Source organism: Hyphomicrobium denitrificans ATCC 51888, from assembly GCF_000143145.1.
In the GTDB taxonomy this organism is placed as follows: Bacteria; Pseudomonadota; Alphaproteobacteria; order Rhizobiales; family Hyphomicrobiaceae; genus Hyphomicrobium_B; species Hyphomicrobium_B denitrificans.
Window position 1 is genome coordinate 3,279,981 of record NC_014313.1, and the last position, 26,327, is coordinate 3,306,307.

General features: G+C 61.1%; 23 protein-coding genes, 1 tRNA gene and 1 pseudogene. 12 read left to right on the forward strand and 13 right to left on the reverse strand.

What is annotated here, in order from left to right; translation table 11 throughout:
- Positions 1-32: 32 nt before the first annotated feature.
- Both HDEN_RS15860 and HDEN_RS15865 read left to right on the forward strand, forming a co-directional pair.
- Positions 33-857: a ribonuclease HII gene (locus HDEN_RS15860; protein ID WP_013217161.1), complete on the forward strand. Its 825-nt coding sequence runs from the start codon at positions 33-35 to the stop codon at positions 855-857.
- A 315-nt stretch (positions 858-1,172) separates the two neighbouring features.
- Positions 1,173-1,640 (forward strand): hypothetical protein, encoded by a 468-nt coding sequence (locus tag HDEN_RS15865; protein ID WP_150103284.1) that lies wholly within the window; start codon positions 1,173-1,175, stop codon positions 1,638-1,640.
- Positions 1,641-1,750: 110 nt separating this feature from the next.
- On the opposite strand, the gene HDEN_RS15870 is transcribed toward HDEN_RS15865, so the two are convergent.
- Positions 1,751-1,826 (reverse strand) — tRNA-Ala (locus tag HDEN_RS15870).
- A 252-nt stretch (positions 1,827-2,078) separates the two neighbouring features.
- On the opposite strand from HDEN_RS15870, the gene HDEN_RS15875 reads away from it, so the two are divergent.
- From HDEN_RS15875 to folD, 3 genes are read left to right on the forward strand one after another with little or no spacing between them, the layout of a single operon-like run.
- Positions 2,079-2,369 carry a YggT family protein gene (locus HDEN_RS15875; RefSeq protein ID WP_013217163.1) on the forward strand — a complete coding sequence of 97 codons (291 nt, stop codon included), beginning with the start codon at positions 2,079-2,081 and terminating at the stop codon, positions 2,367-2,369.
- A complete protein-coding gene (locus HDEN_RS15880; protein WP_013217164.1) occupies positions 2,366-2,716 on the forward strand; it encodes a DUF167 family protein in 351 nt (116 codons plus the stop codon). Before HDEN_RS15875 ends, HDEN_RS15880 begins: the two co-directional genes overlap by 4 nt.
- 19 nt (positions 2,717-2,735) lie before the next feature.
- A complete protein-coding gene (gene folD / locus HDEN_RS15885) occupies positions 2,736-3,623 on the forward strand; it encodes a bifunctional methylenetetrahydrofolate dehydrogenase/methenyltetrahydrofolate cyclohydrolase FolD (RefSeq protein ID WP_013217165.1) in 888 nt (295 codons plus the stop codon).
- A gap of 197 nt (positions 3,624-3,820) precedes the next feature.
- Here folD and HDEN_RS15890 read toward each other — a convergent pair whose 3' ends face one another.
- The gene (locus tag HDEN_RS15890) at positions 3,821-5,350 is read right to left on the reverse strand and encodes a YifB family Mg chelatase-like AAA ATPase (protein ID WP_013217166.1); all 1,530 of its coding nucleotides are present in this window, start codon (positions 5,348-5,350) and stop codon (positions 3,821-3,823) included.
- Positions 5,351-5,467: 117 nt separating this feature from the next.
- Between HDEN_RS15890 and HDEN_RS15895 the strand changes: the two genes are divergently transcribed.
- Positions 5,468-6,460, forward strand: a complete 993-nt coding sequence (locus tag HDEN_RS15895) for an IS1595 family transposase (protein WP_013217167.1) — start codon at positions 5,468-5,470, stop codon at positions 6,458-6,460.
- A 42-nt stretch (positions 6,461-6,502) separates the two neighbouring features.
- Here HDEN_RS15895 and HDEN_RS18225 read toward each other — a convergent pair whose 3' ends face one another.
- Positions 6,503-7,003 (reverse strand): hypothetical protein, encoded by a 501-nt coding sequence (locus HDEN_RS18225; protein WP_013217168.1) that lies wholly within the window; start codon positions 7,001-7,003, stop codon positions 6,503-6,505.
- 334 nt (positions 7,004-7,337) lie between these two features.
- Between HDEN_RS18225 and HDEN_RS15905 the strand changes: the two genes are divergently transcribed.
- Positions 7,338-7,520 carry a hypothetical protein gene (locus tag HDEN_RS15905; RefSeq protein ID WP_041921702.1) on the forward strand — a complete coding sequence of 61 codons (183 nt, stop codon included), beginning with the start codon at positions 7,338-7,340 and terminating at the stop codon, positions 7,518-7,520.
- A 78-nt stretch (positions 7,521-7,598) separates the two neighbouring features.
- Positions 7,599-8,132, forward strand: a pseudogene (locus HDEN_RS18655) (sce7726 family protein); the annotation flags it as partial.
- 18 nt (positions 8,133-8,150) lie between these two features.
- Here HDEN_RS18655 and HDEN_RS18660 read toward each other — a convergent pair.
- The 5 genes from HDEN_RS18660 to HDEN_RS15930 all read right to left on the reverse strand — a co-directional run bounded on the left by HDEN_RS18660 (position 8,151) and on the right by HDEN_RS15930 (position 13,643).
- Positions 8,151-9,194, reverse strand: coding sequence for a beta family protein (locus HDEN_RS18660; protein ID WP_013217169.1), 1,044 nt, complete (start codon positions 9,192-9,194; stop codon positions 8,151-8,153).
- 132 nt (positions 9,195-9,326) lie between these two features.
- A complete protein-coding gene (locus HDEN_RS15915; protein WP_013217170.1) occupies positions 9,327-9,692 on the reverse strand; it encodes a hypothetical protein in 366 nt (121 codons plus the stop codon).
- A 23-nt stretch (positions 9,693-9,715) separates the two neighbouring features.
- The gene (locus tag HDEN_RS15920; protein ID WP_013217171.1) at positions 9,716-10,231 is read right to left on the reverse strand and encodes a hypothetical protein; all 516 of its coding nucleotides are present in this window, start codon (positions 10,229-10,231) and stop codon (positions 9,716-9,718) included.
- Between the two features lie 52 nt (positions 10,232-10,283).
- Positions 10,284-11,234 carry a glutathione synthase gene (gene gshB / locus HDEN_RS15925; protein ID WP_013217172.1) on the reverse strand — a complete coding sequence of 317 codons (951 nt, stop codon included), beginning with the start codon at positions 11,232-11,234 and terminating at the stop codon, positions 10,284-10,286.
- A gap of 174 nt (positions 11,235-11,408) precedes the next feature.
- On the reverse strand, positions 11,409-13,643 hold the full coding sequence (locus tag HDEN_RS15930; protein ID WP_013217173.1) for a primosomal protein N': 2,235 nt from the start codon (positions 13,641-13,643) through the stop codon (positions 11,409-11,411).
- Between the two features lie 103 nt (positions 13,644-13,746).
- On the opposite strand from HDEN_RS15930, the gene fsa reads away from it, so the two are divergent.
- From fsa to HDEN_RS15950, 4 genes are read left to right on the forward strand one after another with little or no spacing between them, the layout of a single operon-like run.
- Positions 13,747-14,403, forward strand: coding sequence for a fructose-6-phosphate aldolase (gene fsa, locus HDEN_RS15935; RefSeq protein WP_013217174.1), 657 nt, complete (start codon positions 13,747-13,749; stop codon positions 14,401-14,403).
- A 34-nt stretch (positions 14,404-14,437) separates the two neighbouring features.
- On the forward strand, positions 14,438-15,853 hold the full coding sequence (locus tag HDEN_RS15940) for an FAD-binding oxidoreductase (protein WP_013217175.1): 1,416 nt from the start codon (positions 14,438-14,440) through the stop codon (positions 15,851-15,853).
- Between the two features lie 53 nt (positions 15,854-15,906).
- Positions 15,907-16,890: a tyrosine recombinase XerC gene (locus HDEN_RS15945; protein ID WP_013217176.1), complete on the forward strand. Its 984-nt coding sequence runs from the start codon at positions 15,907-15,909 to the stop codon at positions 16,888-16,890.
- 27 nt (positions 16,891-16,917) lie between these two features.
- Positions 16,918-17,934, forward strand: coding sequence for a TraB/GumN family protein (locus tag HDEN_RS15950; protein ID WP_013217177.1), 1,017 nt, complete (start codon positions 16,918-16,920; stop codon positions 17,932-17,934).
- A 39-nt stretch (positions 17,935-17,973) separates the two neighbouring features.
- Here HDEN_RS15950 and lpdA read toward each other — a convergent pair whose 3' ends face one another.
- From lpdA to sucC, 5 genes are all read right to left on the reverse strand, one after another.
- Positions 17,974-19,386 (reverse strand): dihydrolipoyl dehydrogenase, encoded by a 1,413-nt coding sequence (gene lpdA, locus HDEN_RS15955; protein WP_013217178.1) that lies wholly within the window; start codon positions 19,384-19,386, stop codon positions 17,974-17,976.
- A 3-nt stretch (positions 19,387-19,389) separates the two neighbouring features.
- On the reverse strand, positions 19,390-20,724 hold the full coding sequence (gene odhB, locus HDEN_RS15960; RefSeq protein WP_013217179.1) for a 2-oxoglutarate dehydrogenase complex dihydrolipoyllysine-residue succinyltransferase: 1,335 nt from the start codon (positions 20,722-20,724) through the stop codon (positions 19,390-19,392).
- 261 nt (positions 20,725-20,985) lie between these two features.
- Complete coding sequence (locus tag HDEN_RS15965; RefSeq protein ID WP_013217180.1) at positions 20,986-23,946, reverse strand: 2-oxoglutarate dehydrogenase E1 component; 2,961 nt, start codon at positions 23,944-23,946, stop codon at positions 20,986-20,988.
- A 107-nt stretch (positions 23,947-24,053) separates the two neighbouring features.
- Complete coding sequence (sucD, locus tag HDEN_RS15970; RefSeq protein ID WP_013217181.1) at positions 24,054-24,953, reverse strand: succinate--CoA ligase subunit alpha; 900 nt, start codon at positions 24,951-24,953, stop codon at positions 24,054-24,056.
- A gap of 111 nt (positions 24,954-25,064) precedes the next feature.
- Positions 25,065-26,264, reverse strand: coding sequence for an ADP-forming succinate--CoA ligase subunit beta (gene sucC / locus HDEN_RS15975; protein WP_013217182.1), 1,200 nt, complete (start codon positions 26,262-26,264; stop codon positions 25,065-25,067).
- Positions 26,265-26,327 lie beyond the last annotated feature (63 nt).

Consider the following 26,327-nt stretch of genomic DNA (forward strand, 5'->3'; position numbering starts at 1 on the left):
ATCGTGCATGCAGGAGGGCGAAGGCGCCCGTCGTGACTAAGTTTATCCTTTCCGAACTTCGACGCCGCCATGTGCTTGAGCGGCGACCATTGGATTCCGCAACCGAGGCGGCACTCCTCGCCGATCCGCGACCCGGCGCAAAGGCTATCCTGAACGCAATTGCGCGACGGCATTTCGACAGCCGATCGGAAGGGCAGCGCATTCGCAAGCTGCTGCGTTTCGAGACGTCGCTTTGGAAGACCGGCGTGCAGTTCGTCGCCGGCGTCGACGAAGCAGGCATGAGTCCGCTCGCCGGGCCGGTATCAGCTGCCGCCGTCATCTTCGCGCCCGGCACGCGAATTGCCGATGTCGACGACTCGAAAAAACTCGATGCGGCGACGCGCGACCGGCTTGCCATCGAAATCAAAGCCACCGCGATCGCCTGGTCGGTCGGTTTCGCCGAGGTCGAGGAAATCGACCGCATCAATATTTATTGGGCGGGACTGCTTGCGATGCGTCGCGCCGTCGAAGGGCTCGCGACGCAGCCGCAGCACGTTCTTATCGATGCACGGCGCATCAAAGACCTCGCCATTCCGCAGCAACCCATCGTGAAGGGCGACGCGAAAAGCCTGACCATCGCTGCCGCATCCATCCTCGCCAAAACTGCGCGCGACGCCTTGATGCGCAAACTAGATGGCGATCATCCGGGATACGGATTTTCGAAGCACAAAGGGTATCCGGTCCGCGAGCATCTTGCGGCGCTGACCAAGCTTGGCGCGTCCCCGGTTCACCGCCGCTCGTTCGCGCCTGTGCGGGCAGTGCTTGGCTTGCCGCCGCTGCCGCCTTGGTCCGAGTCTGCGCGCGAGCGGAGCCTTTAACGATACCGATTTGCTAAGACCGCGAGCGACGGGTAAGCAGATCGTTCGCAAGACCCTGGTCGAGACGGTGAACGAACGATGGGCGGTATCGCCTCCGTATTCCAGCGAGAGTTTGATTCCGTGGCGGGTGGAAGTTGGCATCCGACACGGGCTTGCGCGCGTCATGAGCAGCGAGCCAGGATGTTATGGGCTGTTGCGTTCCTGCTCGGGTTTCTGCTCGCATGCGCGACATCCGCTGAAGCGCATACCAAAAGAAAAGCCGCGAGCACCGCGGGATTGTCCATTCCAAATCTTTCGCACGGCCAATTGCGCGTCATGGCGACGTACAAAAACGCAATTCTCGATCTTGCGAACCGCGAGCCTCGACCCGATGCTGAAGCACGAACGCTTCAGAACTTCGTCAATCTGCAGTTCACGTATTGTCTGTGGGGGCTCGTTCCAGGAAGCCTTGGCAACGAAGACAGTCCCTTCAACGGCTGCACGCATGCCTATCTCGCAGCCAGCAAAGCGCTATTGCATCGTCTCGAACGCACTTCGTCCAATCCGTCGCCGGTCCGCGATCTCGCGATGCGCATCAGCGTCGATATGATCCGCGAGGAATCGGCGCTCGAAATCTGCGCGAACGGAGTCGAGCCATTCAATACGGCCGACATCATCATGCCGGAGTGGTCCGGCGTGCCTTTCAATCCGATTGTCGTGTTGTATTCGTCGATCGCGTTTCTGGTGACGGCGGGACTGTTCGCGATCTATTTCGTGCGCCGACCCCGGTCCGTCGCCGGGTAGAGTATAAATCAGCGAACACGACCTAGCATCGCAGACCCCGGCCGACGCGTGGACCGACGGCGAACTCAGACGGCAATATTGATAGACTTTACGTAAGCGGTTGAATTCATTGGTGGAGCCGAGGGGAATCGAACCCCTGACCTCTGCAGTGCGATTGCAGCGCTCTCCCATCTGAGCTACGGCCCCGAACGGGCGCATTTAGGTGGCGAGGCTCGGCGTTGTCAAGGAAGCCGCGCAGCCTCAGGCGCGACGCAAAGGCAGCGAAGGCGACGCGGGCGAACCTTGTTTGCGGACGGGCAGCCAACGATTCTGCCGTGGCGGCCTTGGTCGGCGTGCCGTTTACAGCCTTAAGAGTGCCGACCAGGCCGCCAGCCACTTGCGACCGCAGCCCCGACGGGGCTACATGACGCCCGCGGCAGCCTCACATCTGGATCAACGATGCTCGAACTTCTCAGTTTTATCAGCTACCTCATCACGCTCTATACCTACATCGTGATCGCGGTCGTGATCGTTTCCTGGCTGATGGCGTTCGGCGTCATCAATGCCTACAACCCGATGGTCCGATCCATCTGGCAGGCGCTGAATGCGGTCACTGAACCGCTACTCGCGCCCATCCGCAACATCATGCCGAACCTGGGCGGCATCGACATCTCGCCGGTGATCCTGCTGCTGGCGTGCTATTTCATCCAAAGCGTCTTGCTGCCGAATATTGCCAAGGCCGTGGCTTGAGCGCCGGGTCTGAGGCCTCTATCCCGGATCGTAAACCTTGGCGGCACGGCGACGCGTGCATTCTTGTCCACTTTCGGCTGACGCCGAAATCCTCCAAGGACGCCATCGAAGGCGTGACTTCCACAAGCGACGGCCCGGCATTTCAGGCCAGGGTGCGCGCTGTTCCCGAACATGGTGCGGCTAACGCGGCGCTCGAACAGCTCGTCGCGCGCTGGCTCGATTTGCCGAAGCGTTCCGTTTCGCTGGCAAAGGGCGGGAAATCGCGCCTCAAGGCATTGCAGATCGATGGTGAGCCTGAAGAGCTCGACAGATTATTGGAGATTAAAGCCAGAGAATTACAGCGCTAGTGGACCAGGGAGAATAGGGATGTCCGAAGCGAAAATCATAGACGGTAAGCAAATTGCCGCGAGTGTTCGTGCCGACGTGGCGGCCGAAGTCGCGCGGTTGCAGAAGGAGCATGGCCTGAAGCCGGGGCTTGCCGTCGTGCTTGTCGGTGAAGATCCGGCGAGCAAAGTGTATGTGGCGAACAAAGCCAAGCAGACCGTCGAAGTCGGCATGAATTCGTGGGAGCATCGGCTTCCCGCGGAAACCAGCGAAGCCGACGTTCTTGCGGTCGTCGACAAGTTGAACAACGACCCGGCATGCCACGGCATTCTGGTGCAGTTGCCGCTGCCCAAGCATATCAATGCCGAGAAGGTTCTGAATTCGATCAATCCCGACAAGGACGTCGACGGCTTCCATCCGGTCAACGTCGGGCGGCTCTGGGTCGGCGAGCGCGCGCTCGTTCCGTGCACGCCGACGGGTTCGGTCATTCTTGCGAAGAGCGTGCTGCCGAGTCTTTCCGGGCTCGATGCCGTCGTGATCGGCCGCTCGAACATCGTCGGCAAGCCGGTGGCGGCGTTGTTGCTGCGTGAAAACTGCAGCGTGACGATCGCGCACTCGCGCACCAAAAATATCGAAGACGTCGTCAAGCGCGCCGACCTCGTCGTCGCGGCGGTGGGTATTCCTGAGATGGTCAAGGCGAGCTGGATCAAGCCCGGCGCGACGATCATCGACGTCGGCATCAATCGCGTGCCGTCGGAGAACGGAAAGACCAAGCTCGTCGGCGACGTCGCCTACGAGGAATGCGCGAAAGTGGCGGGCGCTATCACGCCGGTTCCCGGCGGCGTCGGGCCGATGACGATCGCGTGCCTGTTGCGCAATGCCGCGCAAGCTGCGGCGATGATCGCGGGCGTGAAGTCGGCGTTCGCGTAAGCAAGGCGATAATTCGCAAATTTTCAACGCCGGAGCTATCAGCTCCGGCGTTTTTATTTGTCCCCGAGATGGCGTGGATGGCCGCCTGCGCGGCCATGACGGTGGGACGGCGAAGCCAATAAATTATTGGCCTCTGCCTCCTTGGGTTAGCAAAGAAGCATCTCTCACGAGCAACGTTTCGCGCGACAAGGAACTTCTCAAGCGGCGCGGGATTGGCGCATGGTTTCGCCGCGATAGCTAAGCGCTTCGGCGACGTGCGCACGGCCCACGGTTTCAGAGCCTTCGAGATCGGCAATGGTCCGCGCAACCTTCATCGTACGATGGAATCCGCGCGCCGACAGGCCCAGCGTTTCGGCGGCATGACGGAGCAGCGCAACGCCGGCTTCGTCCGGCGTTGCGGTTTTTTCGAGAAGCGTCGTCGAGCAGTCGGCGTTGGTTCGAATGCCTTTGGCGCCGAGCGCCGCGAATCTCGATCGCTGGCGTTCGCGGGCGGCAGTGACACGGGCGCGAACATCGTCGCTGCCCTCGCTCGGAGGCGGCAGCACGAGGTCCGCTGCCGATATCGCCGGGACCTCGATCTGCAGATCAATCCGATCGAGCAGAGGACCGGACACGCGCGCCTGGTAATCGGCGGCGCAACGCGGGCCACGGCGGCAGCTTTCGCCGGGAGACGCCCCGCCGCATTTGCACGGGTTCATCGCGGCAATGAGTTGAATGCGTGACGGGTACGAAATCCGGTGATTGGCGCGCGCGATGACCGTCTCGCCGGCTTCGAGCGGCTGACGCAGCGCGTCGAGTACGTTGGGCTGAAATTCCGGGAGCTCGTCGAGAAACAAGACGCCGTGATGCGCGAGCGAAACTTCTCCCGGACGCGGGCGCGAACCGCCCCCGACAAGCGAGGCCATGCTGGCGGAATGATGCGGAGATCGGAACGGCCGCTCGATCGTCAGCTTGCCGCCGACAAGCTCGCCCGCCAGCGAATGCACCATCGAGACTTCCAGAATTTCTTCAGGCGAGAGCGGCGGCAGGATCGAAGGCATTCGCGAGGCCAACATCGACTTGCCAGAACCGGGCGGGCCGATCATCAGAAGATTGTGGCTTCCGGCGGCTGCGATTTCGAGCGCACGCTTGGCGGTTTCCTGCCCCTTGATGTCTCGCAAATCCGCGAGCGAAGTTTGAGCCGGCAGAATGTTCGGCTTCGGACGCGACAGCGTCTGCGTGCCCTTGAAGTGATTGACCAACGACAGCAGATGCGGAGCGGCCAGGATATCGAGGTCTTCGCTCGCCCAGGCGGCCTCCGGTCCCGACGCGGCGGAGCAGATCAGGCCTTTTCCCATCTGGTTCGCGCCGATGGCAGCGGGAAGCGTTCCGGGAACGGCGCGGATCGATCCGTCTAATGCCAATTCACCGATCGCGGCGTAATTCGCGATTGCATCGGGCGCGATGGCTTCCATCGCCGACATCATCGCCAACACGATCGGCAGGTCAAAATGGCTGCCTTCCTTCGGCAGGTCGGCGGGGGCGAGGTTCACGGTGATGTGTTTAAACGGGAGTCCTAGGCCGACGGCGTGGAGCGCATTGCGGACGCGCTCGCGGCTTTCGGCAACGGCCTTGTCCGGCAAGCCGACGATGGCGAATGCGGCTGCTCCGGGCGTCACCCGTACCTGGACTTCGACGGGCCGAGCTTCAATTCCAATAAATGCCAGCGTCGAAATCTGCCCGTACATGCGATGCCCCCACTCCGAGGCAACCCTATCGCATCCCGATGAGGCCGGGCAATTATCCATTTGACAAACCCAAAGGGATTTCTTATATTTTCCTCAGATATTTGAGGGATCGCCGTCATGTCGGCTTTAGACGCAGCACATTTCCACGACGAAGAAGCTGCCTTCGCAAAGCTCGAAAGTATTGTTTGGCCGAATGGCCCCGTTTGCCCTCATTGTGGGGCTGACAAGCGCATCTACGATTTGAAGGGCGTTCGTTCCAAGCCGAGCAAGAGGAATCCGAAGGGCGTCGAACGCCATGGCCTGAAGAAGTGCGGAGCTTGCCGTAAGCAATTCACGGTCCGCGTCGGCACGGTCTTCGAGAGCAGCCACATTCCGCTGCATCTTTGGCTACAGGCTGTGCATTTGATGTGCTCCTCCAAGAAGGGCATCAGCAGCCATCAGCTGCACCGCGTCCTAGAGATCAAGTATCAGTCGGCGTGGTTTATGAGCCATCGCATCCGCGAGGCCATGCGCTCGGGTTCGTTGACGCCTCCGATGGGCGGCGAAGGCAGCGTCGTGGAAGTCGATGAAACCATCTACGGCCGCGCTTCGACCCATCCAAAGGGCCGCAAGTTCCCGAACAAGAAGCTCACCAACTCGGCGCACAAGAACGTCATTCTCTCGTTGGTTGAACGCGGCGGCGGCGTGCGCAGCTATCACGTGGCAGGTAGCACCGTCTCCGAGGTCATTCCGATTGTGAACGCCAACGTTCGCAAAGAAACTTTCATCATGACCGACAGCGCCCAACTCTATAAGCGCCAGCTTTCGAACTTCGCCAGCCATGATCGGGTAGACCACAGCGCCTACGAATATGTCCGTTACGCCGAAGGCGCTCCGACCATTCATACCAATACCGTTGAAGGGTACTTCTCAGTCTTCAAGCGCGGCATGCGTGGCACCTACCAGCATTGCGCAGAGAAGCACCTGCATCGGTATCTGGCGGAGTTTGACTTCCGTTACAATGCTCGCATCGCGTTGGGCGTGGATGATGCAGCACGCGCCGAAAAGGCGCTTAAGGGCATCAAGGGCAAGCGTCTGACTTATCGAAAAGCTGGTACAGCCGAAGCTTAGCAAGAGGCGGACCAAGCCCCATAAGTAGGGGCTTGGCAATTGCTAATGGGCGCCATTCACCTGCGCTGGCGACACCGCTTCGGGTTTTCGCCAATTCCTTCCAACCTTTTCCACGTCCCCGGAAATTTTGCATCTGTGGTCTAAGGCCGACCAAACATTGGCAGTCGGATTTTTCGTATTCAGCACGAAGCCTGATTCCAAGAGCAGATCGGTCACCTGCCTTGTCGAAAGGCCTTGCTTGTTCGCATGCCGTTCGACGATTTTCGCGCACGCCTCGCCAATTCCATTGTTACCAGTTGCCGTCCTGGCTTGCGGCGTTGTCGCTATCAACGCTGGCGCAAGAGGAGCCGTTTTGGCGATTTCTCGGGACGCAACCGTTGGAGGGGCTGTGTTTTGCTTAAGATGCGCTGGTGGTGTCGGTACGGAGACTGGGCCATAGATGCCCTCTAATCCCTTGATGATACGGTCGAGTTCATCCCGTCGAGCGCGCAAATCTGCAAGCACAGCGGCGGAACTTGCTGTTGAAATTGACTCGCTGCCCATTGGCTGAGCCCTCCATCTTGTAGTACGGAAACGGGACGGGCGGCGATTTGCGCCCGTCCCTTTGCCCTATTGGGTGCCCGCGAGGGCGGGTTTATGGTTTGGCCGTCATTCTCACCTCCGCTTGAAGCTGCTGGGATGGGATGGTGCGCTAGTTGGGCCCGTAACAGGGCTCACCAGAGGCGACTTGGGAATCCAACCTCCCTTGTCGCCTTTTGCTTATGGCCAAGCACAGATCAGACGGCAATCGACGCCTTGGGGTTTTACACCGGAATCTGGTGGCCCTGATTTCGTCTGATGCCTTGACCGCCAAATAAAACAGACTCAGGCTGGTGCGATGGCAAAACCAAAAAGCTCTGATTCGAAATCAAGCGCGCAGCAACAAAAGTTCCTCAACGCCGCGCGAGAACTCGGCTGCTCTGAAGATGATGAGGCGTTCGAGACGGCCCTGAAGAAAGTCGCTTCAGCGCGCGTGCAGAAGCCAAGCAACAAACCAAAGAAAAAACCTTCGGCATCGTAGTGCCGTGACTCTACTCAGGCATGATAAAATCATGATAACCCAGCCAGAGACTATCTCTGGGGGGTGGGCTCAATAATTATGCGCGATAGCGATGTGCGCGAGGCGCTTCGTGCGCGATTGGGGGCCGAGCACGCTGGTGCTTCGGATACGCGTCTCGTTGAAGAGATGGGCATTTGGTCTGGCACCGTACGCATTGATGTTGCCGTTATAAACGGTGAGCTAAGCGGCTACGAACTGAAGAGCGACAGCGATACCTTAGAGCGACTTCCCGCTCAGGCCGACATTTACGGCAAGGTTTTCGACCGCATGACCCTCGTTGTCGGTAGTAAGCACGCAAAGAAAGCGCTCAAGATTATTCCCAAGTGGTGGGGATGTTTGGAAGCGCGGGTATCCGACAATCGTCTTGTGTTGAAGCACAAACGAAAAGCTCGGATTAATCCAGGCCGGGACGCTAAGATCATCGCGCAGCTTCTTTGGAAAGAAGAAGCATTAGCGATTCTTGACTTTCACGGGCTCGCAGGCGGGTGGCGCTCCCGCCGCTCTGCCGAGATTTTGGAGCGTCTTGTGGAGCGGATACCATTTGCTTCACTCACGGCGCATGTTCGCGCCGCGCTCAAGGCAAGGCCGTCGTTAGGGCAACGTGTGGCGTGTGATCTCAATATGCCGATTGAGATTCAAGCCAACCCAGACGCCCGGGTTGCCAACCGAAAAACTAGGGTCGGCATGCATGGCGTCGATCTGACCGTCCGCCCAGCAATGCTTAAGAGCATGCCGCGGCTTCAAGGCGACTATTTGCTTGGCATAGCTCCGGAGCTGTTGGCTCATGGGCATAGCGCCTGGACCTTTGATCTTGACGCCGCGGAACACGGCGAACTTCTCGGGCAAACTGTACTTGGCATTAATAGGCACAAGAGCCTCGATCTCGATCGGAGGGCCAGGAGCGATACTGCCGTAATCGCCGAAATCCAGTCTGTAGGGAAGGCCGTGCGTGGTGAGAGTGCGCCAGAGGATAAATTCGTGCCTCGGCAGCATGGTTCGGCCAAGGCTAAAGCCCGAAAGCGTAGTCGGAATCGAGCAACCAATCAGGGTAACGGTTCTCCAAGAACTGCCGCTATGAAGGCTGGCAAATGCATTCGCAACAGAGACTCCAAGGGCCGCTACGTTAGCAACGCTGCCACCTAGATCGACTATGAGATCTGTATCTGATGCGGGGTAGGGCCATTTGGGCACCCACGCGCTCGCAGCCGTCATTTCGGGTAGAGAAATCCTCAACCCGATACCCGAACCGCTAGCAGCCGCCATCTTCTTCGCGGCGACTTGGTAATTGACCGGCGAGGTCAACTCGACCACCGGAATAATGTTCAAGCCGCCTACACTTGCCGCTTTTGCGATGTCGATCAGAGGATGTGCGGAGCCATCCACCAGCTGTGATGCGTCCAAGTACACAGGCTCTACGCCCCAGGCATCAGAGACTTGCTTTGCAAAGAATTCGGCCGCCGTTAGCGGCGTGTGACCCTTCTTTGGTTTTGTTGCTCGCGGGCCGCTGTATTGCTTCGGCCAAAGTTGAATGAGGGGAGCTACGCCGCGTCCGCCTGTAGCGCTGACGTTCAATAGCCCGGTTCTGTCGTTGAGCTTCCATCGAAGAACAGGCATGTATCGAAATTGCTTGGCCATAATCCCCCCAAGAAAACGCCCCCCGGCTTGTTCGTCGCCGGGACTTATATCGGTACGCGATATAACCGATTCTTGGGTGTGTTAAAAGGATAATCCCGTGAGGCCGTAAAGAACAAACAAAGAACGTCTCTGTTAGACGAGAAAGACAGCGGCGAGCAGGCAGGAGAGCGCGAGCGCGAACAGGTGGTCGAGCCACCGCTTGTCGAGCCACGCCGGGAGCTCGCGGTAGCGCGGCACCTTTCGGATCAGCCAGACCATGCCGTAGGCGATCCAGGTGAGCATGAAGAGCGTAGCAAGCGCCGCTTTCGTGGGCGGCTGGGGTCCCTCGGCCGATAGCATCAGGACGCCGATACCAACGGCGATGTAGAGCGCGTAGACGCCCATCCATCTGAGCGTTTGCCAGAAGCCTTTTCGATCCCGGCGATACTGCTCGACGGCAGGCGGGATCGACATCGCAAACGAGAGAGCGGCGGTCAGGATTGCAAAGAGTGGCCCCATCGCTTCCGAACCACTGTTTGCGGTCAGCCCTTTTTCATCGCCATCGACAGGCCGACGAGGGACGAATTGACGAACTGAATTTCGACGGCCTGCATCGTTCCGCGCACGATGATGTCCATGTTCGCCGTGATGTCGGCGCCCTTGACGATGATGCGAAATCCTTTCGGCGTGACTTCGCCCGTCAGATCGCCTTCGAAATTATGGATCGTTTCTTTCCAGTGCCCGGTGAGCTTGCCGGCGTCTTCCTTGAGATTGCTGATAACCTCGACGGCGCCCGACGAGGTCGCGCAGCGGATGGTCTGCTTCAACTCGTTCTGCGCGGCGGGATCGAGCAGATAGGTCGCGCGGCATTTGACGCGTTCGGGCTTGCTCTCCTTGAAGCCCAGGATGCCGTCGCCGGTCCAACGTCCGATGAGTGCATCGAACGGCGAGGTTGCGATCGCGTCGGCGCTTGGCGACGCGAGACTTCCCGCGGTGAAGAAAAGCGCCGCGAGAGCAACGCGCGATGCAGTCCGGTATCCGAAAGTTCCTGGCATCATGGATTGTCCAACCTTCCGATTGCGATTGGGCGCGCGTCTTCCGGTTGGAACGTCACGCAGCATGGGCTTTTTTCTTTTCGATAACGTCCCAGATCATCGCGGCGATATCGTTGCCGCCGAACGCCTTGACCTGGCGAATTCCCGTTGGCGACGTGACATTAATCTCGGTCAGATACGGACCGATGACATCGATGCCGGTGAAGATCAGTCCGCGCTTCTTGAGTTCTGGTTTCAGCCGGGCGCAGATTTCCTCGTCGCGCTTTGTCAGCTTGGCGGCGACGGCCGTTCCGCCGACGTGCAGGTTCGAGCGCGTTTCTCCGGCTTGCGGCACACGATTGAGCGCGCCTGCGACTTCGCCATCGACGAGAATGATGCGCTTGTCGCCGTCTTTCACTTCGGGACGGAATTCCTGAACCATGAACGGCTCACGGAAAACAGTCTGAAAGAGTTCCACCAGGGACGCGAGGTTGCCGTCGTCCGGCTTGATGCGGAACACGGCTGCGCCGCCGTTGCCATACAGCGGCTTGATGATGATGTCCTTGTATTCTTTGCGGAACGCCTGAACGTCGGCGAGCGAGCGCGTGACGAGCGTCGGCGGCATCAGATCAAGGAAGTCGAGGACGAACAGCTTTTCCGGCGCGTTGCGCACGTGCGCGGGATCGTTGACGACGAGCGTTTTCGGATGGATGCGCTCAAGAAGATGCGTGGTCGTGATGTAGGCCATATCGAACGGCGGGTCCTGCCGCAGCAAGACGACGTCGAGGTCCCCGAGATTTTCAACGCGCGCGTTCGAAAGCGCGAAGTGTGCGCCGTGCTTGTCTTCGACGTTCAGGCTCTGGCCGCGCGCCAGAAGCTTATCGCCGTGCAGCGAGAGATCGGCGGGCGTGTAATAGAAAATGTCGTGCCCGCGCTTTTGCGCTTCGAGCAGGATCGCGAACGTCGAATCGCCCTTGATGTCGATGCGATCGATCGGGTCCATTTGCACGGCAATGCGTAGGGGCATGGGAGTCTTTCGAATGCGTAAGGGTCGCTGATTTCGTGTCGCCCTGATGCCGCGACACCCGCTCGTCGTTTAGCCGATTTGCTGTGCCTGCGAAACGCCGCTTGCTGCGGTCTCTGGGGCTGGCCGCTGCCTATGGCAAACATGCCGCATTTGACCGCTGCCAAGCGAGCGCCGTCAGAGGAAATTATAGGGGTCGATATCGACGGTTATGCGGACGTCGCTTTTCAGTTTTGGAATGGTTCCAGCCCAGGCGCGGAGATATGCCTGCAGGTCGACGTCGCGCGGGGCCTTGACCAGTAGCCTCCAGCGGTGGCGTCCGCGCACGACGGCAATCGGCGCTTCGACGGGTCCCAAGACCGAGATCACCTCTGATTGCGGCGCACGGCGTGCGATGTCGCGCGCGGTGACTTCGGTCAGGGCTTTGTCGCGCGCCGAGATGACGATCGCAGCCAAACGTCCGTAGGGCGGGAGCAAACCGGACTGGCGCGTCTTCACCTCGTAATTCAGAAACGCATCACGGTCACCGGCGACGATCGCCTGCATCACCGGATGATCGGTCGAATACGTTTGCACGAAACCGCGGCCGACGAAGCTCGTGCGGCCGGCGCGGCCCGTCACCTGGTGAAGCAATTGGAACGTGCGTTCTGCCGAGCGTGGATCGGCGCCGTGCGCGAGGCCCAAGTCGCCGTCGACGACGCCGACCAGCGCGAGGCCCGGAAAGTTATGACCCTTGGCGACGATCTGCGTGCCGATGATGATGTCGAATTCGCGCGCTTCGATTCCACGAATGATTTCGCGCATTTCCGCCAGACCAGGAATGAGATCCGATGACAGCAGCGCGACGCGTGCGTCGGGAAAGCGCTCTTTCACTTCCTCCTGCACGCGCTCGACGCCGGGGCCGCACGCGACGAGTGTTCCGGGCTCGCCGCACTTCGGGCACTTCTCTGGGAGCGATAGCGAAAAACCGCAGTGGTGGCAGGTCAGCTTTTTCTTGAAGCGGTGCTCGACGAGCCACGCGGTGCACTGCGGACATTCGAGGCGATGGCCGCAGGCACGGCAAAGCGTCAACGGCGCGTATCCTCGACGATTGAGAAAGAGCAGTGTTTGCTGGTCTTTTTCGAGCGTTTCGGTGATTGCGCCGACGAGGCGCTGCGCCAGCCATTTGCCCGGTTCGAGCTTCTCGGCCTTGAGGTCGATCAGCGACACGTCCGGCATCGCGACGCCCGAAAAGCGTCCAGGCAGCACGGCATGGCGATAGCGTCCGACGAGCGCGTTGACGTGGCTTTCGATCGACGGGGTCGCGGACGCGAGCACAACCGGAAACTTGCCGAGATTGCCGCGCACGACCGCCATATCGCGCGCCTGATAGTGGACGCGGTCTTCCTGCTTGAAGCCCTGGTCGTGTTCTTCGTCGATGACGATCAGGCCGAGTTGCACGAAGGGGAGGAACAGCGCCGAACGTGCGCCGACGACACAACGCACGTCACCGCGCGCGACGCCTTTCCAGATGCGTCCGCGCTCGGCCGGGCTCAAGGCCGAGTGCCATTCGACCGGCGGCGCGCCGAAGCGTTGCGCGAAACGGTCGAGGAATTGGCTCGTCAGCGCGATTTCGGGGAGCATGATCAGCGCTTGATCACCCACTTCGAGAGCGCGCGCGACGGCCTCGAAATAGACTTCGGTCTTGCCTGATCCCGTCACGCCATCGAGTAACGTGACGGAAAAATTCTTCGCATCCACCGCGGCGACGAGGGTGGCGACGGCTTGCGCTTGCTTGTCGGTGAAGTCGGTCGTCGCGTGCGCGGGTTGCGGGCGCGGAAAGACGCGTTCTGGAATTGCGACTTCGACGAGGTTGCCGGAGGCCGCCAATCCATCGATCACGCCGGTCGAGCACGCCGCGAGATTCGCGAGGTCCGATTTTACGCGAATGAGACCGTCGGCGGCGATCTCAAGAACGCGCGTGCGCGCTTGCGTCATCTTCGGCGGCAACGGCGCGCCTTCCACCAGCCTGACGCCGAAGCGATGTTTCGGCGGCTCGAAGGCGGCGTCGGCGCTCATCATCATGCGCGCGACCATGCCGAGCGGCGCCAGCGTGTAGCGCGCCACCCATTCCGCAAAGCGCATCGAGATTTCGGGAAGCCGCGGTGCATCGATCAGGCTGGTCAGGGATTTCAGCTTCTTCGGGTCGACGGCCTTGCCGTCGCCACGTTGGCCGTCCCATACAATGCCGATGCGCGTTTGCGGCCCGAATGGGACGAGCACGAACGAACCTGGGGGCACCTCGACGCCGTCCGGCACGAGATAGTCGTACGTCTGATCGAGCGCGACCGGCATCAGCACGGGCACGCTGCGGGCGCCGGAAAGGGCGCCGTTATCCAGGATTTCGAGCAGACTATCCAAAGGGACGTTCAACGGACTAGAAGCTTCTCCCGAGAATCGAGCGTGCTAGGTTTGCCTTAAGTTGCGGCGCACCGAAGGCAAGCCGAAAAGTTAAGAGACGAACCAGGAGCAGGATATGAAATTTTTCGTCGATACCGCCGACGTGGCCGAGATCAAGGAGTTAGCCGCCACTGGCCTGCTCGACGGCGTGACGACGAACCCGACGCTGGTCGCCAAGGCCGGGCGCGATTTCAAGGATATCATCAAGGAAATCTGCGCCGTGGTTCCGGGCCCGGTTTCGGCGGAAGTCGCGGCAACCGACTATGCCGGCATGATGCGCGAAGCGGAAGTGCTGCGGAAGATCGCCAAGAACGTGACGATCAAGGTGCCGCTGACGATGGACGGCCTCAAAGCGTGCAAGGCGCTGACCAGCGACGGCACGATGGTCAACGTGACGCTGTGCTTCTCGGCCAATCAGGCGCTGCTTGCGGCGAAGGCCGGCGCGACGTTCGTTTCGCCGTTCATCGGGCGGCTCGACGACATCGGATTGAACGGCATGGACGTCATCCGCGAGATCCGGACGATCTACGACAACTATCCCGATCTTTCGACGGACATTCTCGCAGCCTCGATCCGGACCGTGAACCATGTCCGGGAAGCGGCGATGATCGGCGCAGACGTCGCAACCATTCCGCCCGCGATCCTGAAAGCGCTGGTCAAGCATCCGCTGACGGATGCGGGCCTCACGGCATTCGTCAACGACTGGAAGAAGACCGGGCAGACAATCGTGTGATCGCGGCGTCGGCCGCTGTTTCGGATCAACGCGCGTGGCAACGAAAATCTTTTCTCCCGAATTGATTTCACGCTTCGCCGACATCGTCGGCGCGGCGAACGCGTTGACCGGCACGGACGACAAGGCGCCGTATCTCCGCGAATGGCGTGACCGCTATACGGGCAAGACGCCGGTCGTGCTGCGTCCTCAGACGACGGACGAAGTCTCGCGCATTCTGGCGCTCGCGCACGATGAAGGAATCGGCATCGTCGCGCAGGGCGGGAATACGGGGCTCGTCGGCGGCCAGATTCCGTCGCCCGCCGGCGATCAGATCGTGCTGTCGCTGACGCGCATGAAAAAGGTCCGCGACGTCGATGCGGCGGGCGGCACGATGATTGTCGAAGCAGGCGTGACGCTGGCCGAGGCGCAGCATGCGGCCGAGGGCGCGGGACGGCTGTTTCCGCTCAGTCTCGCGTCCGAAGGCAGCGCAACGATCGGCGGCGTGCTGGCGACGAATGCGGGCGGCACCGCCGTTCTCGCCTACGGTAACGCGCGCAATCTCGCGCTCGGGCTTGAAGCCGTGCTTGCGGACGGACGCGTCTGGAACGGGCTTCGGCGCTTGAAAAAAGACAACACCGGTTACGATCTGCGCGACCTGCTGATCGGATCGGAAGGTACGCTCGGCGTCATCACGGCGGCGAGTCTCAAGCTCTTTCCCATACCGGCGGAACGCGAGACGGCCATCGTTGCGCTCGAATCCCCGGCGGCCGCGTTGAAGCTATTTCGGATTGCGGAAGCCGAAGCTGGATCAGCGCTGACGGCGTTCGAGCTTTGGGCGCATCAGGCTCAGGACTTCGCGCTGCGCTACATGTCGAACACGCGCGACGCGTTCGCCGATGCGCATCCGTGGTACGTGCTGATCGAGCTTTCGCATGGCGGGCGTTCCAGCAGCGCACTCGAACAGCTTTTGACTATCGCTCATGGGCAGGAGCTTATCCGCGACGCCGCGCTGGCTCGATCTCTCGGCCAGGCGCAAGATTTCTGGCGTTTGCGAGAGGCATTCTCCGAAGCGCAGAAAGGTGCGGGCGGGAGCATCAAGCACGACATCTCGGTGCCGATCGCGCGCATTCCGGAATTTCTTTCGCACGCGGCGGAGATCGTCGAGCAGGTTGCGCCGGGCGCGCGACCTGTGCCGTTCGGGCACTTCGGCGACGGCAATCTGCATTACAACATCAGCCAGCCCGAAGGCGGCGACAAAGCGCAATTCCTGTCGCTGTGGGAGACGATGTCGGATGCGATCTTCGAGCTTGTCTCGGAGCTTGGCGGGTCGATCTCAGCAGAGCACGGCATCGGGCAGATGAAGCGCGAGGCGCTGCGGCAGCACAAATCCGCGATCGAACTCGACATGATGCGCGCGATCAAACAGGCGCTCGATCCCAAAGGCATTCTGAATCCGGGCAAAGTGCTGTAGGGATTGCGTCCGTTAACGGTTCGTTAACCGCGTCGGAGAAGGCTCAATCCGACATGAGGGCGCTGCCGGTGACTTCACTCGACGAAATCCTGACGACGGATGCGGAGTTACCGCTCGGCGGCGACCTCAAACGCGCGGTCGAGGATTGGCTGGCGCATCTCATCAATGAGCGCGGACAGAGCGCCGCGACGCGCGAAGCCTATGCGCGCGACGTCACTCAGTTTCTGGCGTTTCTGAAAACGCACCTTGGACGTGCACCATGTCTCGGCGATTTGAGTCGAGTCGACACCAAGGTGTTTCGGGCGTTTCTCGCGCATCGGCGCAAATCGGATGTCGTGTCGCGATCGCTGGCGCGCTCTCTTTCATCGCTCAGGACTTTTTTTCGATGGCTGGAACGTGAAGGCAGGCTGCAGAATCGCGCCGTGCTGCAGGTCGCCTTGCCGAAGATACCGCATTCGGTGCCGAAGCCGCTGACCGTCGACGGCGCAGCGGAACTCGTTGCGACGAAAAATGATGATCGGGCCGAGTGGATCAACGCACGCGACACGGCGGTTCTGCTGCTGCTCTATGGCGCTGGTCTGCGCATCAGCGAAGCGCTGAGCCTGACGCCGAATTCGGCGCCGCTCAACGGTCGCGACGTGATGCACATCACCGGCAAGGGCGGCAAGGATCGGCTCGTCCCGGCACTTCCGATCATTTCGGAGGCGATCGCAAAGTACATGCGGCTTTGCCCGTTCCCGCTTTCCGGCGACGGGCCGCTGTTTCTTGGTGCGCGCGGCGGGCCGCTGTCGCCGCGTCTCATTCAACTCGCGATGGCACGCATGCGCCGGGAGCTTGGCCTGCCGGAAACGGCGACGCCGCACGCGCTCCGGCATTCGTTTGCGACGCATCTGCTCTCGGCGGGGGCCGATTTACGGCAAATTCAGGAGCTTTTGGGCCACGCCTCGCTTTCGACCACACAAGTCTATACGGAAGTCGATCGAGACCGCCTGCTGTCCGTCTATGATCAAGCGCATCCGCGGACGGCTCGCAGCTAGCCTGAGCGTTTCCATTTCGAGTGCCACATGACAACGCATGTCCGGACATTCCTATTCTTTTGTTTCGCGCTGCTGATCGCGGCCAGCGCGACGGCTCGGGCGGATGATGTGCCTGTCCCCTGCCGCGGCACGGACATGCTGGCGGAGTTGCAGACGCGATCGCCGGACGCCTACAAAACCGTCATCGAAGAAAGCCGGCAGACGTCAAACACCGAAGCGGTACTGTGGAAGATCGAGAAGTCCGGCGTCGCTCCGTCGTATCTGCTCGGAACGATGCACCTTTCCGACCCGCGTATTTCGCGATTGTCGGCGAGGCAGCAGGACTTCATCGCGCATTCGAAGTCCGTGGCACTTGAAGTTGCCGACCTTTCGGAAAAGGCCGTCGGCGAAGCGATGGCGAAGGCCGGCCACCTTCTGCTTTACACGGATGGGCACACGCTCAACGCGCAGCTTACGGACGATGAATTCAAAGTCGTGCAACGTCTCGTCAAAGAGGCGGGGATGCCGGAAGAAGCATCGGGGCTCGTCAAGCCGTGGCTCGTCAGCATGCTGCTTGCGACGTCGGACTGCGAACGCAAGCAGGTCGTGGCGGGCGCCAAGGTGCTCGATTTGCAAGTTGCGGAGGAAGCGAAAAAGCACGGGCTGACCGTCAAGGGTCTCGAGACCATCGAACAGCAACTCGAATCCTTGGCTTCGATCGCCGATGATCAGCAGGTCGCCATGTTGAAGGTTGGGATCAAGTATGCCGATCGTACCGACGATCTGATGGAATCGATCGTCCAGATGTATTTGCGACGCGAGATCGGCGCGGCGATGCCGTTCCAGTTGGCGCTCGCGGCCGAATCCGGCGTTCCGGCTTCGGCTTTTGACGACTTCAAGAAGGGGCTTCTATCGGATCGCAACGTCCGAATGCGCGATGCCGCCGAGCCGCTGCTTCAGGACGGCAGCGCCTTTATCGCGGTCGGAGCGCTGCACCTCGTCGGGCCGACGGGGCTCGTCGCGCTGCTGCGCGAGCGCGGCTACACAGTCACGGCCGTGGAATAACCGCACCACGTGGCCGGGCTCAACCCGGCCACGAAGGTCTCAGAAGTGGATCGCGCGTTTGCCGACCGCGAGAGCCGCTTCCTTGACGGACTCGCTCAATGTCGGATGCGCGTGGCATGTGCGCGCGAGGTCTTCTGCCGAGCCGCCGAATTCCATCAGCACGCACGCTTCCGCAATAAGCTCGCCCGCGTTGGCCCCGATGATGTGGACGCCCAGCACGCGATCCGTCGCAGCATCGGCAAGGATTTTGACGAAGCCGTCCGTCATGCGGATCGATTTCGCACGGCCGTTGGCGGTGAACGGAAACTTGCCGACGTTGTAGGCAATTCCAGCCGCTTTCAGTTCCTCTTCGGATTTGCCGACGCTCGCGACTTCGGGCGAGGTGTAAATGACGTTCGGGATCACATCGTAGTTCACGTGCCCAGCTTGGCCCGCGATGATTTCGGCGACGGCGACGCCTTCGTCCTCGGCTTTGTGCGCCAGCATCGGACCGGCGATGACGTCGCCGATCGCGAAAATGCCGGATGCGCTGGTCTGGAAATGGCCATCGGTCAGGATGCGCTTTTTCGCATCGAGCGCGACGCCAGCTTCAGCAAGGCCCAATCCGTCGGTGTAAGGAACGCGCCCGACCGCAACGAGAACGACGTCGGCTTCGACCGTCTCGGTGGCTCCGCCAGCCGCCGGTTCGATCTGAACGCTGAGCGGCTTGCCCGGGGTTTCGGGGCCGGTGACGCCCGTGACCTTGCTCGCCAACCGGAACGCAATGCCCTGCTTGTCGAGCAGACGCTGGAACGCGCGCGCGACTTCCTTGTCGATGCCCGGCAGAATGCGATCGAGATATTCGACGACCAACACGTCCGCGCCAAGGCGACGCCACACCGAGCCGAGTTCGAGGCCGATGACGCCAGCGCCGATCACCAGCAGCTTGCGCGGCACGGACGCGAGTTCCAGCGCGCCGGTCGATGACACGACGCGCTTTTCGTCGATCTCGATTCCCGGCAGACGCGTAACATCGGAACCGGTGGCGATGACGATCGACTTGGCTTCGAGCGTTTCAGTCTCGCCGCCGGGCGAGGTGACCGCAACTTGACCGCTTTTCACGATGCGGCCAGTGCCAAAGTACGTCTGGACCTTATTTTTCTTCAGCAGGTAGGCGACGCCTTCGACGTTGCCTTTGACGCCTTCGCGCTTGAATGCCTGCATCTTCGGCAGATCGAGGACGGGCGACGCATCGATGCCCATCGCGCCGAACGCGTGCTTGGCTTCGTCGTAGGCGTGCGAGGCATGCAGCAGGGCTTTCGAGGGGATGCAGCCGACATTCAAGCACGTGCCGCCGTGCGTGCCGCGCTTTTCGACGACGGCGACTTTCAGCCCGAGCTGCGCGGCGCGAATGGCGCAGACGTAGCCGCCGGGGCCCGTGCCGATCACGATCAAATCATATGATGCTGTCATTCCTCAGAGCTCCAGGATGAAGCGCTGCGGATCTTCGAGACATTCCTTGATGCGGACAAGGAACGTCACCGCCTCTTTGCCATCGACGATGCGATGATCGTAGGACAGCGCGAGATACATCATCGGGCGCGCAACGATCTGGCCGTTGCGGACGACCGGGCGTTCCTCGATGCGATGCATGCCGAGAATACCGGATTGCGGCGCGTTCAGGATCGGCGTCGACATCAGCGAGCCGTAGACGCCGCCGTTCGAGATCGTGAACGTACCGCCCTGCATGTCCTCGATCGACAGTTTGCCGTCGCGGGCGCGCTTGCCGAATTCGGTGATCTTCTGCTCGATCTCGGCGAGGCTGAGGCGGTCGGCTTCGCGCACGACCGGCACGACGAGGCCCTTCTCCGTCCCGACCGCGACGCCGATGTGATAGTAATTCTTGTAAACGATCTCGTCGTGATCGATCTCGGCGTTGACGGAGGGCACGTCGCGGAGCGCCTGAATGGCGGCCTTCACGAACAGGCCCATGAAGCCGAGCTTCACGCCGTGCCGTTTCTCGAACACATCCTTGTACTGCGCGCGCAGCGCCATGATGGCGCTCATGTCGACGTCGTTGAACGTCGTCAGCATTGCGGCGGCGTTCTGCGCTTCCTTCAGGCGGCGCGCGATGGTCTGGCGAAGCTTCGACATCCGGACGCGTTCTTCGCGCGTCGCATCGTTGGCGGGTGACGGCAGGCGCACGTCGCGCATCACAATCGTCGCCGGCGCTTCTTGAATGGTGACCGCGTTGGGCGAGACCGGCGCGGCCGTTGGTTCACGCAGAGGCGGCGGAGATGCCGCCGGTTTTGCGGCCGTGGCTGCAACGGCATTGATGACGTCTTCCTTCAGGATTTGCCCGCGGCGGCCGGTACCACGCACGTCGGAGGGTTCCAAGCCAGCTTCCGTCAGCGCCTTGAGGGCGGCGGGCGGCGGGCGAGGGGCGTCTGCCGCTGGAGCGCTTTCCGGAGCTTTCGCTGCGACATGCTCGGGCTTCGGCTGCGAAGGGGGCGCGGACGGCTTTGCCGCCTGGGGCGCCGTCGTTTGAGAATTGCCTGCCGATGACTTCGCCGCGCCATCTTTCAAGGCCGCGAGCAGAGATCCGACCGCCACCGTCGTACCCGACTTGACGAGAATGTCGCCCAGCACGCCGGCCGCGGGAGCGGGAACTTCGACGGTCACTTTGTCGGTTTCGAGCTCGACCAGCGGCTCGTCGACATTCACGGCGTCGCCGGTCTGTTTGAACCACTTGCCAACGGTCGCCTCCGTGACGCTTTCCCCAAGCGCGGGAACGCGAATCTCAATCGACATCTCAGTCCTCACACCTTTGATTGCGATCGGCGACTCCGCTTCGCGGAGCCGGCCGCCGATCGCGGTTGCTCGTCTTGCTCCGGTGCGCATCGGCAGCGAGCCCGGAGTTTCGTTGATTGCGATCGGCGACTTCGCTTAGCGGAGTCGGCCGCCGATCGTGGTTGTTCGTCTTGCTCCGGTGCGCATCGGCAGCGAGCCGGAGTGTCTTTGATTGCGATCGGCGTGTCCGCTGAACGGAACCGGCGCCGAACGCGGCTATTGCTATGTTCCGAGCGCGTCGGCGACGAGCGCGGTCTGTTCCTTGATATGCTGAGACAGGAGGCCGGTCGCGGTCGACGCGGACGCCGCCCGCCCGGCATAGCGTGGGCGACGGTGAATATACCCCAAATGGGTCAAGACCCATTCGATATTCGCGTCCATGAAGTACCAAGCGCCCATATTTTTGGGCTCTTCCTGGCACCAGACGATTTCAGCGAATTTGAATCGGCCGAGTTCCTGAATCAGCGCACGCGCCGGGAACGGATAGAGCTGCTCGACGCGGAGCAGGTAAACATCGTCACGCCCCTGGGCATCGCGTGCCTGCAGCAGGTCGTAATAGACCTTGCCGGAACAGACGACGACGCGCTTGATCTCATCGTCCGGGCGAAGCTTGAGCGAGGAGACGCCACGTTCGGCGTCGTCCCAAAGCAAGCGGTGGAAGCTCGTTCCCGGCCCGAACTCCTCGATCTTCGACGTGACGCGCTTGTGCCGGAGCAGCGATTTCGGCGTCATCAAGATCAGCGGCTTGCGGAAGTTGCGGTGCAGCTGACGGCGGAGAATGTGGAAGTAGTTCGCGGGCGTCGTGCAGTTGGCGACCTGCCAGTTGTCTTCGGCGCAGAGCTGCAGATAACGCTCGAGGCGCGCGGAAGAATGTTCCGGTCCCTGGCCTTCGTAGCCGTGGGGCAGAAGACAGACGAGGCCGGACATGCGCAGCCACTTGCGCTCGGCGGAGGAGACGAACTGATCGAACACGACCTGCGCGCCGTTGGCGAAGTCGCCGAACTGCGCTTCCCAAAGCGTCAGCGCGTTGGGCTCGGCGAGCGAATAGCCATATTCGAAGCCGAGCACGGCTTCCTCCGAAAGCATCGAATTGACGATCTCGAAGTTGGCCTGATTTGGCGCCAAGTGCTTGAGCGGCGCGAAGCGGCGATCCGTTTCCTGGTCGATGAAAACGGCGTGGCGCTGCGAGAACGTCCCGCGTTCGCAATCCTGCCCGGACAGCCGGACGCGGAAGCGCTCCATCAACAGCGACGCGAACGCGAGGTGCTCGCCCATCGCCCAATCGATGCCGACGCCCGACTCCGTCATTTCACGCCGGCGTTCGAGAAGCTTGGCGATCGTTTTATGAATGTGGAAGTCGTTGGGAATGGACGTCAGACGGCGGCCGAGATCTTTCAGGGTCTCGATCGGGATCCCGGTGTTGCCGCGCCAATCATCGCTGTCGGAGCGCGTGATGCCCGACCAGCGGCCGTCGAGCCAGTCCGCCTTGTTCGGCTTATAGCCATCGGAGACGGCGAACTCGTTATCGAGATTGGAGCGCACCGAGGCTTTGATCTCGTCGAATTCGGCGACCGTGATGACCTCTTCGTCGATGAGCGATTGCGAGTAGATTTCGACGGCGGTCGGATGCGCCTTGATCCGCTTGTACATCGCCGGCTGCGTGAACATCGGCTCGTCGGTCTCGTTGTGACCGTGACGGCGATAGCAGAACATGTCGATGACGACAGGTTTCTGGAAGCGCTGGCGAAATTCGGTTGCGATCTTCGCGACGTGAACGACGGCTTCGGGATTGTCGCCGTTGACGTGGAAAATCGGCGCTTCGATCATCAGCGCGACGTCGGAGCAGTAGGGCGACGAGCGCGAGTGATGCGGCGCCGTCGTGAAACCGATCTGGTTGTTGATGATGAAATGAATTGAGCCTGCCGTGCGGTGACCGCGCAGTCCCGACAGGCCGAAGCATTCCGCGACGACGCCCTGGCCCGCGAACGCCGCGTCGCCGTGAATGAGCAGCGGCAGCACCGGAGTCCGGTCGCCGCCGGAGCAGCCTTGCTGATCCTGCTTCGCGCGCACCTTGCCGAGCACGACAGGATCGACGATTTCGAGATGCGACGGGTTTGCCGTCAGCGAGAGATGCACGCCGTTGCCGTCGAACATGCGGTCCGACGATGCGCCGAGGTGATATTTGACGTCGCCCGAACCTTCGACGTCGTCGGGCTTGAATGAGCCGCCCTTGAACTCCTTAAAGATCGCGCGCAGCGGCTTCGCCATGACGTTGGCGAGAACGTTGAGACGGCCGCGATGCGCCATGCCCAGCGCGATTTCACGCACGCCCAAATGACCGCCGCGCTTGATGATCTGCTCAAGCGCCGGGATCATCGCTTCCGCGCCTTCGAGGCCGAAGCGCTTCGTGCCGGTGTATTTCAGGTCGCAGAATTTCTCGAAGGTTTCGGTTTCGACGAGCTTGCGCAAAATCGCCTTGCGCCCCTCGGGCGTGAAGCTGATGTCCTTTTCCGGTCCTTCGATGCGCTCCTGAATCCAGCTTTTCTGCGCCGGATCCGTGATGTGCATGAACTGGAAGCCGATCTGGCGGCAATACGTGCGGCGCAGGATCGTCAGGATCTGTCGCATGGTCGCCGTTTCGAGGCCCATGACGTGATCGATGAAAATCGGCCGGTCGAGATCGGCTTCGGTGAAGCCGTAGGTTTCCGCCAACAGTTCGCGATGGACGCGGCGATCGGCAATGCCGAGCGGATCGAGGTCGGCGGCAAGGTGGCCGATGACGCGATAGGCGCGGATCAGCATCAAGGCGCGGATCGAATCCTGCGTCGCGCGAAGCGAAGCGGCGGGCGTGATCTCGAAGCCCGCCAGCTGCGCGCGCCGCTCGATCTTGTCGCGAATCGCGCGCTCGGTTGCGCCGTAGTCGCCCGTCAACGCGCCGACCAGATCGCGATCGGTGCCGGTATCGTTCAATAGCGCTTCGAGCGGCGGCGCCCAGGCCGGGCCACTGGAAACGGATGGCCCCGCGGCCGGCTCCTTGATGCTGTCGAAAAACAATCGCCATTCGTCGCTGACGGCGCCCGGGTTGCGCTCGTACTCGGCCTGCATGTCTTCGATGTAGGGTGCATTCGCAGCGCTCAGGAACGAGGTGCGGAGAAACGCTTCGTTCTGGCCATTTCGTGACATCTGCTTCGTCCTTTTGAGGCTCGGTTGCCTATCGAGGTCTCGGGATGACGCGCACGGTCGAGATCAAAAAAATGCCCGATTGGTTCGGCCATGTGCTGACTGAGACCTTACGCGCGCAAGATATCAATTAGTGTACGGCCGAGAGCAGCGGGACTTGGCGAAATGGCGATGCCTGCGGCCTGCATCGCCGCGAGCTTGTCTTCCGCCTTGCCCTTGCCGCCGGAGATGATCGCGCCCGCGTGACCCATGCGCCGTCCGGGCGGCGCGGTTACGCCGGCGATGAATCCGGCCATCGGTTTCTTTCTGCCTTTGCGAGCTTCCCGCGTCAGAAATTCCGAAGCATCTTCCTCGGCGGAACCGCCGATTTCGCCGATCATAATGATCGATTGTGTTTCATCGTCCGACAGGAAGAGGTCGAGGACGTCGATGAATTCGGTGCCTTTCACCGGATCGCCGCCGATGCCAACAGCGGTCGTCTGACCAAGGCCGACGTCCGTCGTCTGCTTCACTGCCTCATATGTGAGGGTTCCCGAACGGGATACAATGCCGACGCTGCCGTGCTTGAAGATGTTTCCGGGCATGATGCCGATCTTGCATTGATCGGGCGTCAGGATGCCGGGGCAGTTCGGTCCGACGAGTCGCGATTTCGATCCATCGAGAGCGCGCTTGACGCGCACCATGTCCATCACCGGAATGCCCTCGGTGATGCAAACGATCAGCGGCACTTCCGCGTCGATCGCTTCCAGGATCGCGTCAGCGGCGAACGGGGGCGGCACATAGATCGACGACGCCGTGGCGCCGGTCCTGGCGACCGCTTCCGCCACGCTGTCGAAAAGAGGCACGTCGGCAAGCTCGGCGTCGGGGTGCTTGCTGCCGCCCTTACCGGGGGTTACGCCGCCGACGATCTTCGTCCCGTAGGCCCGCGCCTGCTTCGTGTGAAACGTGCCTTGGCTGCCTGTTATGCCCTGGCAGATGACCTTCGTCGCCTTGTCGACCAGAATTGACATTCCGTCCCCGCATTGACTGTCTTTTTGAGGCTCGGAATGTCGCGCATCTTTTGCGGTGCAGCAAGACCAACTATCGTGCCAATGCGAGATATTTCGGCATTCCGGCGAAGATCAGGCGACCTGTTTCAACTCGTCGGTGATCTTTTTGGCGGCATCCGCAAGGTCGTCGGCGGGAATGATCTTGAGACCCGACTCCTTTAGGATTTTCTTACCCAGATCGACGTTGGTGCCTTCAAGGCGCACGACGAGGGGCACTTTGATGTCCATTTCGCGGGCCGCCGCGATCACGCCTTCCGCGATGATGTCACAACGCATGATGCCGCCGAAGATATTGACCAGGATGCCCTTCACGGACGGGTCGGCGAGGATGATCTTGAAGGCTTCGCGCACCTTTTCCTTCGACGCACCGCCGCCGACGTCGAGGAAGTTGGCGGGCTCCGCACCATAAAGCTTGATGATGTCCATCGTCGCCATTGCGAGGCCGGCACCGTTGACGAGGCAGCCGATGTTGCCGTCGAGCTTGACGAACGCGAGGTCGTGCTTCGAGGCTTCGATCTCGGTCTGATCTTCTTCGCCGAGGTCGCGCAGCTCGACGATTTCGGGGTGCCGATAAAGGGCGTTGGAGTCGAAATTCATCTTGCCGTCGAGGCAGATGAGCTTGCCGTCCTTGGTGACGACCAGCGGATTGATCTCGAGCAGACTCATGTCCTTCTCGACGACCATGCGGTAGAGGTTCTCGACGAGCTTGCCCGCCGCCTTCACCTGATCACCCTTGAGGCCCAGCGCGAAGGCAACCTTGCGGCCGTGAAACGGCTGATAGCCGGTGGCGGGATCGATCGTCAGAGTGTGAATTTTTTCCGGCGTTTCGTGCGCGACGTCTTCGATGTTCATGCCGCCCGCCTGGCTGACGATGAAGGCGACACGCGACGTCGAACGATCGACGAGCGCGGAGAGATAAAGCTCGCGATCGATCGCGGAGCCGTCCTCGATATAGAGCCGATTGACGACGCGCCCGGCGTTTCCGGTCTGGACCGTGACGAGCGTTTTACCCAGCATCTGCTCGGCGAATTCCTTCACCTCGTCGATCGATTTGGCGAGGCGAACCCCGCCTTTGTCGCCTGCAGACGCTTCAAGGAATTTGCCTTTGCCGCGGCCTCCGGCATGAATTTGCGCTTTGACCACCCACACCGGCCCGGGAAGTTTCTTCGCCGCTTCAACCGCTTCGGCGACCGAGAACGCCGCGAAACCGTTCGGCGTCGGGACGCCATAGGCGCGATACAGCTCTTTGGCCTGATATTCGTGGATGTTCATGCTTGGACTCCATTCCGCAGCAAATTTTGAGAATTTGGCACACGCATTTTACCGCGCACGCCG

Coding starts and splice junctions, on each gene's coding strand:
- HDEN_RS15865 (WP_150103284.1), top strand. CDS start 1,173: ATGGCGACGTACAAAAACGCAATTCTCGATCTTGCGAACCGCGAGCCT.
- HDEN_RS15875 (WP_013217163.1), top strand. CDS start 2,079: ATGCTCGAACTTCTCAGTTTTATCAGCTACCTCATCACGCTCTATACC.
- folD (WP_013217165.1), top strand. CDS start 2,736: ATGTCCGAAGCGAAAATCATAGACGGTAAGCAAATTGCCGCGAGTGTT.
- HDEN_RS15890 (WP_013217166.1), bottom strand. CDS start 5,350: ATGTACGGGCAGATTTCGACGCTGGCATTTATTGGAATTGAAGCTCGG.
- HDEN_RS15895 (WP_013217167.1), top strand. CDS start 5,468: ATGTCGGCTTTAGACGCAGCACATTTCCACGACGAAGAAGCTGCCTTC.
- HDEN_RS18225 (WP_013217168.1), bottom strand. CDS start 7,003: ATGGGCAGCGAGTCAATTTCAACAGCAAGTTCCGCCGCTGTGCTTGCA.
- HDEN_RS15905 (WP_041921702.1), top strand. CDS start 7,338: ATGGCAAAACCAAAAAGCTCTGATTCGAAATCAAGCGCGCAGCAACAA.
- HDEN_RS18660 (WP_013217169.1), bottom strand. CDS start 9,194: ATGGCCAAGCAATTTCGATACATGCCTGTTCTTCGATGGAAGCTCAAC.
- HDEN_RS15915 (WP_013217170.1), bottom strand. CDS start 9,692: ATGGGGCCACTCTTTGCAATCCTGACCGCCGCTCTCTCGTTTGCGATG.
- HDEN_RS15920 (WP_013217171.1), bottom strand. CDS start 10,231: ATGATGCCAGGAACTTTCGGATACCGGACTGCATCGCGCGTTGCTCTC.
- gshB (WP_013217172.1), bottom strand. CDS start 11,234: ATGCCCCTACGCATTGCCGTGCAAATGGACCCGATCGATCGCATCGAC.
- fsa (WP_013217174.1), top strand. CDS start 13,747: ATGAAATTTTTCGTCGATACCGCCGACGTGGCCGAGATCAAGGAGTTA.
- HDEN_RS15945 (WP_013217176.1), top strand. CDS start 15,907: ATGAGGGCGCTGCCGGTGACTTCACTCGACGAAATCCTGACGACGGAT.
- HDEN_RS15950 (WP_013217177.1), top strand. CDS start 16,918: ATGACAACGCATGTCCGGACATTCCTATTCTTTTGTTTCGCGCTGCTG.
- lpdA (WP_013217178.1), bottom strand. CDS start 19,386: ATGACAGCATCATATGATTTGATCGTGATCGGCACGGGCCCCGGCGGC.
- odhB (WP_013217179.1), bottom strand. CDS start 20,724: ATGTCGATTGAGATTCGCGTTCCCGCGCTTGGGGAAAGCGTCACGGAG.
- HDEN_RS15965 (WP_013217180.1), bottom strand. CDS start 23,946: ATGTCACGAAATGGCCAGAACGAAGCGTTTCTCCGCACCTCGTTCCTG.
- sucD (WP_013217181.1), bottom strand. CDS start 24,953: ATGTCAATTCTGGTCGACAAGGCGACGAAGGTCATCTGCCAGGGCATA.
- sucC (WP_013217182.1), bottom strand. CDS start 26,264: ATGAACATCCACGAATATCAGGCCAAAGAGCTGTATCGCGCCTATGGC.